Annotated in this window: 6 protein-coding genes; 5 read left to right on the top strand and 1 reads right to left on the bottom strand. The window is 65.3% G+C overall.

The genetic code is table 11. From position 1 onward, the window contains the following. Complete coding sequence (locus WKW82_RS27235; RefSeq protein ID WP_340345672.1) at positions 1-2,025, top strand: 4-oxalomesaconate tautomerase; 2,025 nt, start codon at positions 1-3, stop codon at positions 2,023-2,025. Between the two features lie 115 nt (positions 2,026-2,140). Beyond that, positions 2,141-3,424 (top strand): porin, encoded by a 1,284-nt coding sequence (locus tag WKW82_RS27240; RefSeq protein WP_340345674.1) that lies wholly within the window; start codon positions 2,141-2,143, stop codon positions 3,422-3,424. Between the two features lie 472 nt (positions 3,425-3,896). Here the strand turns inward: WKW82_RS27240 and WKW82_RS27245 are convergent, their stop codons facing one another. Continuing rightward, on the bottom strand, positions 3,897-5,858 hold the full coding sequence (locus WKW82_RS27245; RefSeq protein WP_340345676.1) for a solute carrier family 23 protein: 1,962 nt from the start codon (positions 5,856-5,858) through the stop codon (positions 3,897-3,899). Between the two features lie 529 nt (positions 5,859-6,387). On the opposite strand from WKW82_RS27245, the gene xdhA reads away from it, so the two are divergent. From xdhA to WKW82_RS27260, 3 genes are read left to right on the top strand one after another with little or no spacing between them, the layout of a single operon-like run. Further along, positions 6,388-7,956, top strand: a complete 1,569-nt coding sequence (gene xdhA, locus WKW82_RS27250; protein ID WP_340345678.1) for a xanthine dehydrogenase small subunit — start codon at positions 6,388-6,390, stop codon at positions 7,954-7,956. Between the two features lie 2 nt (positions 7,957-7,958). Beyond that, on the top strand, positions 7,959-10,382 hold the full coding sequence (gene xdhB, locus WKW82_RS27255) for a xanthine dehydrogenase molybdopterin binding subunit (protein ID WP_340345679.1): 2,424 nt from the start codon (positions 7,959-7,961) through the stop codon (positions 10,380-10,382). Positions 10,383-10,392: 10 nt separating this feature from the next. Further along, a complete protein-coding gene (locus tag WKW82_RS27260; protein ID WP_340345680.1) occupies positions 10,393-11,352 on the top strand; it encodes a LysR family transcriptional regulator in 960 nt (319 codons plus the stop codon). Positions 11,353-11,441 lie beyond the last annotated feature (89 nt).

Below are 11,441 nucleotides of genomic sequence, written 5' to 3' on the forward strand. Positions count from 1 at the left end.
ATGAGCAGGACACTCCCTTGCGTGCTCATGCGCGCCGGCACTTCACGCGGGCCCTTCTTCCTGAAGGAGTGGCTGCCCGCGAATGAGGAGGAGCGCGACCAGGCACTCATCGGCGCGATCGGCGCGTCCGATCCTCTGCAACTGGACGGCGTCGGCGGCGGCAGCAGCCTCAACAGCAAGGTGGCCATCGTCTCGCGCTCGCAGGAGCCCGGCTGCGACCTGGACTACCTCTTCGCGCAAGTGGGGGTGGGGCATCGCTCCGTCGACACGCGGCCCAACTGCGGGAACATGCTCTCCGGCGTCGCACCCTTTGCGATCGAGCAGGGCCTCGTCGAGGCGCAGGATGGCACGACCCGCGTGCGCGTCTTCAACGTCAACACCCGGTCGCGCATCGATGTGGTCGTGCGGACGCCCGGTGGCCGTGTCACCTATGAGGGCGATGCGCGCATCGACGGCGTCGCAGGCACGGCCGCACCGATCCTGCTGAACTTCCTCGATGCCTGGGGTGCCGTCACGGGCAAGGTGTTCCCGACCGGCAAGCGCATCGACACGATCGATGGCGTCGAGGTGACATGCATCGATGCCGCCATGCCCTTGATGATCGTCCGCGCACGCGACCTCGGTGTCACCGGCAGCGAGAAGCCGGCGGCGCTGGATGCGAATCCCGCGCTACTCCAGCGCCTGGAAAAGCTGCGCCTTCAGGCCGGGTTGCTGATGGGCCTCGGCGATGTGTCCGGCAGCGTCATCCCCAAGCCGGTGCTGGTCAGCCCGGGCGACTCGCCAGACAGCATCACCTCGCGCTATTTCACACCGCGTCGCTGCCATGCCTCGCATGCGGTCACTGGCGCCATCGGTGTGTTGAGTGCCTTCGCGCTGCCCGGCACGGTCGCGAGTGCGATGGCGCGCGATCCGGGCCGGCACAAGCTGGTCCTGTTGCACCCGGCGGGCCAGATCGATGTCGAGGTCGAACTGGAAGGCCACGGCGACCAGGCGACGGTTACTGCAGCGTCCCTGGTGCGGACAGCCAGGAAGATCATGCAAGGCGAGATGCAGTTGCCCGACTATGTCTTCACAAGACCCGAAGCCGCGGACCAGGCGCCTGCGACCTTCCCGCGCAAGCCCATCACGATCATCGTCCCGACGCGCGCGGGCGGCGGCAACGACACGATGGCCAGGATCATCGCGGCCAAGCTGAAGCCGCTGCTGGGCCAGGACGTGCTCGTGGACAACCGTGCCGGCGCCAACGGCGCCATCGCCAGCGAATACGTGGCGCGGGCCGAACCCGACGGCCACACGCTGATGTTCGGCTACGTCGGGACGCATGCGATGAATCCGGCGCTGCAGAAACTGGCCTACGACCCGGTTGCCGATTTCGAGCCCATCGGGCTGGTGGGCTCCTCGCCGACCTTGATGGTTGCGAACACGGAAAGCGGACTCGCAGACGTACGAAGCCTTGTTGAACGATTGACCCGGTCCCCCCGCAGCATCAGCTACGCGTCGGCCGGTGACGGGACCCCGCCGCATTTCGCGGCCGAGCTGTTCAAGCAGAACACCGGCACGAAGATGAACGGCAGGACCTCCGATGGCGCGGCCCCCGCGATCCTCGACACCCTCGACGGGCGGACGCAGGTCATGTTCCCGAGCCTTTTCACCGCCTATCCGTTCATCCTCGATGGCCGCCTGCGCGCCCTGGCCGTTGCGGCCGCAACGCGCCTGGATGCATTGCCCGGAGTGCCGACGCTGTCGGAGACGGGCATCGAGGGCGTCGATGTCTCGCAGTGGTACGGACTGTTTGCGCCGGCACGGACACCGGTCGCCGTGATTGCACAGATCAACCGGGCATTGAACGAAGTGCTCGCCGACCCGCAGGTGGTCGCGCGTTTCGAGAGCCAGGGCGCCAAGGTCGAGGCCGGACCACCGGCGGCACTGCGCAAGCGCGTTCATGAAGACCTCGGTCGATGGCAGGGCGTTGTTGCCCATGGCGCGCTCGCGCATCAGGAGTCCGGCCTCCTTGCGCTGGACTGATGAGCCAGTCCGGAAATTGCCGGACCCAAGAAAGCGACTTGCAAGTCGCACCCGCGTCGGTGCTTCGAGTTCACGCACCGCGCCCAAATCATTTTTTCACTGGGAGACACTGGACATGAAAAAGACTTCGATCACCCTGGCGGCCCTTGCTGCTTCCGGCGCCGCGATGGCGCAATCGTCCCTGACGCTGTTCGGCGTGGCGGACGCTGCGGTCAGCTACTACAGCGCAAAGGGCGTCTACTACGCCACGCCCGTTGGGTCGCGGGCTCCGCTGGCTACGCCATTCGAAGTGGAGCGCTCTTTGACGGCACTGTCGAGCGGCGGCAATGCCTCCAGCCGCATGGGCTTTCGCGGCTCCGAGGATCTTGGTGGTGGATTGGCTGCCAGCTTCTGGCTCGAATCCGGCTTCAACCAGGACACCGGCGCCAATGGCATCGCTACTTTCGTCAGGCGTTCCACGGTCAGCCTGTCGGGTGGTTTCGGTGAGCTGCGCCTGGGTCGCGACTATGTACCAACCTACTGGAACGAGAGCGTTTTCGATCCCATGGGAGCGGTCGGCGTTGGCGAGAACCTCATCAAGACCGTCAGCGGCAACATCGCGACCGTGCGCGGCCCGGGCTCGCTCATCGCCCCGACCGACAACGCGATTCGCGCGTCGAACAGCATCGGCTATTTCCTGCCGCGCAACCTCGGTGGCTTCTTCGGACAGGTCATGTATGCGCTTCCTGAGAACGTGGATTCGAGCAACGTTCCGGGCAGTTCGACCAAGAAGGGGCGCTACTACGGCGGTCGCTTCGGCTATGCCAGCGGTCCCTTCGATGCAGCGATTGCCTACGGTGAAAGCACGGCGGCCGACACCACGACCCTGACCGCCGCAGGCGTCGTGACCGGCGCCCGCTTCTCCGACAAGTTGAGGACCATCAACTTGGGTGCGTCCTATGACTTCGGCATCCTGAAGTTGATGGGAGAACTGTCCCAGGTGCGCGACAGCACCTCCACCGTGACCCCGGTCCGCGGTGTGGCCGGCCCCGCGATCAAGGAGAACGACAAGTACAACGGCGCGATGCTCGGGATGACGATCCCCGTGGGCGTCGGAATGATCAAGGCCTCGGTCGCCCGTGTGAAATTCGACAACGACCTGGGTGTCGTCCTGCCGGGGACGCCGGATCGTGACGCTTCGGCACGCAAACTGGCGCTGGGCTACGTTCACAACTTGTCAAAGCGGACCGCCTTGTACGCATCCGTGGCACATGTCCGGGTCAAGGATGGCCAGAACAATCCGGCCATCATGGGCGTCTACGCAGGCGGGCTGGCGAACGTGGCGGGCGGCACCGCCACCTCGGGCATCGCGCCGCGAAGTGCAAGAGGCTATGACCTTGGCATCCGCCATTCCTTCTGATGGACACACCGATCCTGCAAGCCCCGTGTGAGCATGCCGGCGGGTGCGTGGCGCTGTGCGTGAGCCGCGGCCGCTGACTCTCGCCTGTGCTTTCGGCGTGCTGCCGCACAGCCGCACAGCCGCACAGCCGCTACGCGCGCGTGGCCGGGTGCGACCCCTTGCCCTTGAGCCGCGCCGTGAAAACGCTCAACGCTTGGGGACTGCGGCATCTCACGCTGCTTTCGCCGGCGCTTCACTGTCGACTGCACAGCGACCTTCACCCCAGTCGACGCCTGCGAGATCCTTCTCAAGGGTGACCAGGTGGGAAGGGCGATGTGTTCGAGCGCCTGTGCACGAGACGGCCTGATCCGCGCCGTCGAGGCAGCACAGGAAACTCTCCGGAAACCGGCGGAAGAACCAAAAAAAAGTGCATCACTTGCGCGATGCACTTTCAAGGCCGCAGTGATGCGGCTCTGCTCAACCAAGAACTTTTCTAGTGCCCGTGCGCGTGCGCTTTTCTAAACGCTTGTGCGCGAGCCGTTCCGATCGGGTTGGCGTTGGCCACCAACTCGTTGAAACGGTAGTTCGCGATCTTGGCGATTTCGATCAGCCCAGCCGATCGCTCCACCCCCGTTGAATTGGCCATGCGATGCCATCCGTTGGCAAGCACCCGCTCGTAGCGCTCCACTTCCTTGGCGCACACGATCAGCGGGAAGCCGAAGTGCTTGCGATAGGCGATTGCAAGTTCCAGCACTTCGTCATGTTCTTTTTCTTCCAGGCCGCCCATGCCGGCGTCGGCGTGGTCCAGCAGGTAGGCGTTGTGCGCGTCGCCCTCGCTGCCGAGGTCAGCGAACGAATTCATCAACTGCAGTTGCTCATCCTTGGTGCCGGTCAGCAAGGCGTCCTGGAAGGCCGAGCGCAGCGCGATGGTGTTGGCGAAGGGCTTGCGCGCATAGGCCGCATCCAGCACCCAGGGGGTGTTCTCCACCAAGCCGCCAAAGGTCTTGGTGAACTCGGCGCGGGTCATCGCATTGACCTGGTCGAGCCCTACAAGGTTGCCCGGAACACCCGCCACCGCGGTGTGCGGGCTGCCGCCGGTGTGATTGAAGATCACGTTCAGGATCATGGCCGACAGCGCGCCCAGCGTGATGCCGCTGCCAAACACGATTTCCGCCCACTTGGGAAAGGCGCCAGCCACGAAGGGCTGCGCGGTCACCAGCATGCCCAGGCCCAGGCTGGTGCCCAGGATCACGATGTTGCGGTGATCGTTGAAGTCGCACTTCGACAGCGTCTGGACGCCCACCACGGCCACTGCGGCGAACATGGCCAGCGCGGCACCACCGAGCACCGGGTGCGGAATGCCGGCCACGATGGCCGCGGCCTTGGGCAGCGAACCCAGGATGATCATGATGATGCCGGCCGCCACCACCACCCATCGGCTCTTGATCTGCGTCAGGCGCACCAGGCCCACGTTTTCCGCGAAGCAGGTGTAGGGGAAGGAGTTCAGCACGCCGCCCAGGAAGGTGGCCAGGCCGTCAGCGCGGATGGCGCGGGCGATGTCGTCCGGGCGGATGCGTTTCTGCACGATCTCGCCGGTGGCGTACACGTCACCCGTGGTTTCTACCATGGTGATCATCATCACGATGATCATCGACAGGATGGCAGTGAAGCTGAAGGTCGGCATGCCGAAGTGGAATGGCGAGGTGTAGCCGAACATCGAGGCCGAGGCGACGTCCCCAAAGTGCGCATCACCGAGTGCCCACGCCACCAGGGTGCCGATGACCAACCCGATCAAGACGGCGATGGTGGCCATGAATCCACGGAACACCCGCTGGATGGCGACGATCAGCGCCAGTGTGCCGAAGGCATAGGCCAGGTGCTTGAGTTGCACCGGATCCTGGATTGCGAACGGTCCCTTGCCCACGACGATGTCGTTGGCCGCCACGGGCAGCAGCGCGATGCCGATGATCAGGATCACCGAACCCGTGACGATGGGGGGGAAGAAGCGCACCAGCTTGGCGAAATAGGGCGCCGCGAAGAAGGTGAACAGCCCGGCGACCAGCACCGATCCATAGATGGCCAGCAGCCCGTCGGTGCCACCACCGACGCCCATGCCGATGGCGATCATGGGGCTCACCGCCGTGAAGGTCACACCCTGCAGCAGTGGGAGCTTCACACCCACCTTGCCGAAACCCCACGCCTGGATGATCGAGGCGATGCCGCAGGTGAACAGGTCGGCGTTGATCAGGTGGATGAGTTGTTCCTTGCTGAGACCCAGGGCGCCCGCCAGGATGATGGGTACCAGCACCGCGCCTGCATAGAAGGCCAGCACGTGCTGCAACCCGTACGCTGCGAGTTGCGGCACCGGCAGGACCTCGTCGACCGGATGGACCTTGGTGGCCCGAGCCGACCCCTTGGACGATGCGCCGCCGACGGCGGTGCTGGATGAGCTCATGATGAATTCCTCTCTGTGCTGGTTTTTTGAATGTGCGAGCGGGGGGGGCGGGGAAGTTCGGGCTGTGAACTCAGCCGAAGGGCGCGCGTTCCAGGCCGACTGGTCCTGGTGAGCTTTCGACGGGCGCGAGGCGCCCGCAAGTCGCGAACGGCGGGGTGTGGCAGGGCCCGGCATCGCGGGCGGCCATGGTGACTGGCTTCATCTAATTCCTCCCTAACGACTTCAATCTTGTCGCTATATATTTTTAATTGCAATCAAGTTCGTTCAACTGCGGGAAAACGTGAATCACAGCCATTGCATTCACACAACATGCAACTCAAGCGTTCAATTTACGGACCCTGGCCATGCAGGAGGCGCAGAATCAGGGTGATTGCCGTCGAGCCTCGATCGTTGATGAAATGTTGGCCCAGCGACATATCGGCCAGCGAATGTTTGATATCGATGCAGCAGTATTCCGCTGGGCACTAGAACCACTAACTTAGCGCGATAGTCCGCATACGCGGCGTCTTTCTTGCGAGCACCCACGAGCATGAGCACTCAACCCATCCGATTTTTCCACCAGGGACGCGTTGTCGACGTCTCGGACGTCCATCCCACCCGCACGGTTCTCGACTGGCTGCGCGAGGACGCGCGCTGCACCGGCACCAAGGAGGGCTGCAACGAAGGCGATTGCGGTGCCTGCACCGTGGTCATCGGCGAGCTGGCGGCGCCGGAAGCCGTCGGCACGGTCGGCGGGCTTCAGCTGCAGACGGTCAACGCCTGCATCCAGTTCCTGCCGACGCTGCATGGCAAGGCGCTGTTCACCGTCGAGGACCTGAAGCGCCAGTGCGGCAAGGCCGTCGACACCGAGCAGCATGGCAAGCACGCAGTGCAGTGCCTGCACCCGGTACAGCAGGCGCTGGTCGAGTGTCATGGCTCGCAGTGCGGCTTCTGCACGCCGGGCTTCGTGATGTCGCTCTGGTCGAGCTACGAACACCACCAGACGGCCGGCACCCAGCCTTCGCGCCAGCAACTGGCCGATGAACTCTCCGGCAACCTCTGCCGTTGCACCGGCTACCGGCCCATCCTCGACGCGGGCCAGCGCATGTTCGACCTGCCCGCCGTGCGGCTGGACACCCAGCCCGTGGTGCAGGCGCTCACAGCGCTGCAGCGCGAAGGCACCTTCGAGTACAGCGCCGCCGCGGGCGCGCGCACCGACCACTTCCACGCACCGAAGACCCTGGCCGAACTGGCCGCGTTGCGCGAGCGCATGCCGGGCGCCCAGGTGCTGGCGGGCTCGACCGACGTCGGCCTGTGGGTCAACAAGCAGTTCCGCGACCTCGGCGACATCATCTACGTGGGTGACGTGGCCGAGATGAAGGTCGTCGACGAGCGCAATGGCGAGCTCTATATCGGCGCTGGCGCGTCGCTCGAGGACGCGTGGCGCGCACTGGCCCAGCGCTTCGAAGGCCTGACCGATGTCTGGCTGCGCTTTGCCTCGCCGCCCATCCGCAATGCAGGCACCATGGGCGGCAATGTCGCCAACGGTTCGCCCATCGGGGATTCGCCGCCGGTGCTGATGGCCCTCGATGCGCAGATCGAGTTGCGGCAGGGCGCGCGCGTCCGCCGCATGCCGCTGGTCGATTTCTATGTCGACTACATGAAGAACAAGCTGGAGCCCGGCGAGTTCGTGCAGGCGGTTTCGGTGCCGCTGTCGGTCGCGTCGCGGCGCGTGCGTGCCTACAAGATCAGCAAGCGCTTCGATTGCGACATCTCGGCGCTGTGCGCGGGCTTCTCGATCGAACTCGATGGCGACGTGGTCAAGGAAGTGCGCCTCGCCTACGGCGGCATGGCCGCGATCGTCAAGCGCGCTGCGGGCGCGGAGGCCGCGCTGCTCGGCAAGCCGTTCGCGCAGGCCAGCGTGGACGCGGCGAAGCAGGCGCTGGCGCAGGATTTCAAACCACTCTCGGACATGCGTGCATCGGCCGCTTATCGGCTGCAGGTGGCGCAGAATCTGATCCAGCGTCTCTGGCTCGAAACGCGCGCCGCGGACGCCTTGCCGGTGGAAGCCACCAGCGTCTGGAGCGTCATGCCGCACGTCGTTGCCGAAGGAGCCTGAAGATGAACAAACCCATCGACGCACGCCTGCTGCAAACCGCGGAGGCCTTTGCGGACTATCTCAAGAACGCGGCCGCCCGCATCGACGTTGCAGCCGAAGCCAAGGCCCATGGCGACGGCGCCCGTGTCGGCATCAGCCGCCCGCACGAATCGGCGCAATTGCACGTGGCCGGCGAGGCCACCTACATCGACGACATCCCCGAACTGGCTGGCACGCTGCATTGCGCGCTCGGCCTGTCGCCCGTGGCCAATGGCCGGCTGACCGGCATGAACCTCGACGCCATCCGTGCGATTCCGGGCGTGGTGGCGGTGCTCTCCGCCTCCGACATTCCCGGCACCAACGATTGCGGCTCGATCATCCATGACGACCCGATCCTCTGCCAGGGCGACATCCGCCACCTTGGTCAGCCTGTGTTCGCAGTCATTGCCGAAACGCGCGACATCGCACGCCGCGCTGCCGCCAAGGCCAAGTCGGTGCTCACCATCGACGCCGAGCCGCCGGTGCTGACCCCACGCCAGGCCCATGAGAAGGGCCAGTACGTCCTGCCGCCGATGCACCTCGAGCGCACGACGAACGAAGGCGGCGCCAAGGCCGCGATCGCCAAGGCGCCGCATCGCCTCAAGGGCAGCTTCGACGTGGGCGGCCAGGAGCAGTTCTACCTGGAAGGGCAGATCAGCTACGCCATCCCCAAGGAAGCCGGCGCGATGCACGTCTATTGCTCGACCCAGCATCCGAGCGAGATGCAGCACATGGTCGCGCATGCGCTGCACCTGCATGCCAATGAAGTGCATGTCGAATGCCGGCGCATGGGCGGCGGCTTCGGAGGCAAGGAATCGCAGTCGGGGCTGTTCGCCTGCGTGGCGGCCATTGCGGCCAATCATGTGAAGCGTCCGGTCAAGCTGCGGCTCGACCGCGACGATGACTTCATGATCACCGGGCGCCGCCACTGCTTCTGGTACGAGTACGAGGTGGGCTACGACGACGAGGGCCACATCCTCGGTGCGGAGATCACGATGGTCTCGCGTGCCGGCCATTCGGCCGACCTGTCAGGCCCGGTGATGACCCGCGCCATGTGCCACTTCGACAATGCCTACTGGTTGCCGGACGTGTCGATGCACGGCTATTCGGGCAAGACCAACACGCAGAGCAACACGGCCTTCCGCGGCTTCGGCGGACCGCAAGGCGCGATCGCCATCGAGAACATCATGGACACGGTCGCACGCAAGCTCGGGAGAGATCCGCTCGACGTGCGCCGCACCAACTTCTACGGCAAGACCGAGCGCAACGTCACGCCGTACGAGCAGGTGGTGTCGGACAACATCATCGACAAGCTGGTCACCCAGCTGGAAGACAGCAGCGACTACCGCGCGCGCCGCGCCGCAGTCGAGGCCTTCAATGCGACGAGCCCGGTGCTCAAGCGCGGCATCGCGCTGGCGCCATTGAAGTTCGGCATCTCCTTCAACGTCAAGCACTTCAACCAGGCCGGCGCGCTTGTCCACGTCTACACCGATGGCTCCATCCTGGTGAACCATGGCGGCACCGAAATGGGCCAGGGGCTGAACACCAAGGTGGCGCAGGTCGTGGCGCATGAACTGGGCGTGAGTTTCGAAAGCGTGCGCGCCACCGCCACCGACACCACCAAGGTTGCCAACACTTCTGCCACCGCGGCATCGACCGGCGCCGACCTCAACGGCAAGGCCGCGCAGGATGCGGCACGCCAGATTCGCGAGCGCCTGGCCGCCTGCGCCGCCGCGCGTCATGGCGGCGAGGCATCCGCCGTGCGCTTCGCCAACGACAAGGTCGAGGTCAACGGCCGCACCATCGACTTCGCCACGCTCGTCGGCGAGGCTTACATCGACCGCGTGCAACTCTGGTCGGACGGCTTCTACGCCACCCCGGGGCTGAGCTGGGACCGCGAGAAGATGAAGGGCAACCCGTTCTACTACTTCGCCTATGGCGCGGCCGTGAGCGAAGTCGTCATCGACACGCTCACCGGCGAATGGAAGCTGCTGCGCGCCGACATCCTGCACGACGCGGGCCGCTCGTTGAACCCGGCAGTCGACATCGGCCAGGTCGAGGGCGCCTTCATCCAGGGCATGGGCTGGCTCACCACCGAAGAACTGGTCTGGCACCCGCAGAGCGGCAAGCTCACCACGCACGCACCGAGCACCTACAAGATCCCGACGGCCAACGATTGCCCGCCGGTGTTCAACGTGCAGCTGTTCGAAGGCGACAACTTCCAGGACTCGATCCACCGCAGCAAGGCGGTCGGCGAACCGCCGCTGCTGCTGCCGTTCTCGGTGTTCTACGCGATCCGCGACGCGGTGTCGGCCGTGGCCAACCACAAGAACGACCCGCCGCTGCGCGCGCCCGCGACCAGCGAGGCCATCCTCGACGCCATCACGGCCGTGCAGTCCGCGGCTTGATCGAGGCGTCATGAGAGACAACGCGCTTTTCGACAAGATCGACCTGCATCTGATCCGGGTGCTGTACACGGTTTTGACGGACAGGAGCGTGTCGCGCGCGGCGATCCGGCTCGGCATGTACCAGCCAGCGGTCTCGGCCGCGCTCAAGCGCCTGCGTGATCTTTCTGGCGACCCGCTGCTGGTGCGCTCCGGTACCGGCATGGTGCCCACCGATGCCGGCCTGCGCATGATCGAGCCCAGCGCCAGCATCCTGCGCGCGGCGGAGGTGCTCTTCAGTGACGCGCGCGGCTTCGATCCGCAGAAGGCCACCGCCACCTTCCGCATCGCCGCGAGCGATTACCTTGACCCGCTCTTCCTGCCGATGCTCGTGGCGCAGATCAAGAGCCAGGCGCCGCTGTGCAAGATCGAGATCCATCCGCTGTCGCCGGATTCCGACTACCACGCCCACCTGTCGCTGGGCCATGTCGACCTGGTCATCGGCAACTGGCTCAAGCCGCCGGAAGACCTGCACATGGCGAAGCTGTTCGCCGACGAGGTGGTGTCGCTGGTCAGCAAGGACCATCCCGCGGCGCGGCGCGGCTGGGATGCCCGCACCTGGCTTGCCGCCGAGCACATCGCACCGACGCCCACGCACCCGGGCGCGCGCGGCGTCATCGACCAGATGCTCGATGAACTCAACCTGCAGCGCAACATCACCGCCCGTTGCGCGCATTTCAGCCTGATGCCCGACATGGTGGCATCGAGCTTGCTGGTGCTCACCACGGGCCGCCAGTACTGCGAGCGCCTGGTGGGGCGCATGCCCGTCACCATCATGGAATGCCCGGTCGCGCTGCCGCAGTTGATGTACTACCAGCTCTGGCACGAGCGAACCCACACCTCCATCTCCGCGCAGTGGTTGCGAGAGCGAAGCAAGAACGTCGCCGCATCGCTGCGGTCCAGTAGCGGAGGGGCGATCAAACAAAAGGCCTAGGGCCGGTCCAAGAGTAGGGGGTGATAAAAAGGATGGCGACTGGCGTCGTTCCGCGGGACGGACGGTCAGCGACTGATCCAGATGAAGAA

Origin of the sequence: Variovorax rhizosphaerae (assembly GCF_037889975.1) — a bacterium.
GTDB lineage: Bacteria > Pseudomonadota > Gammaproteobacteria > Burkholderiales > Burkholderiaceae_C > Variovorax > Variovorax rhizosphaerae.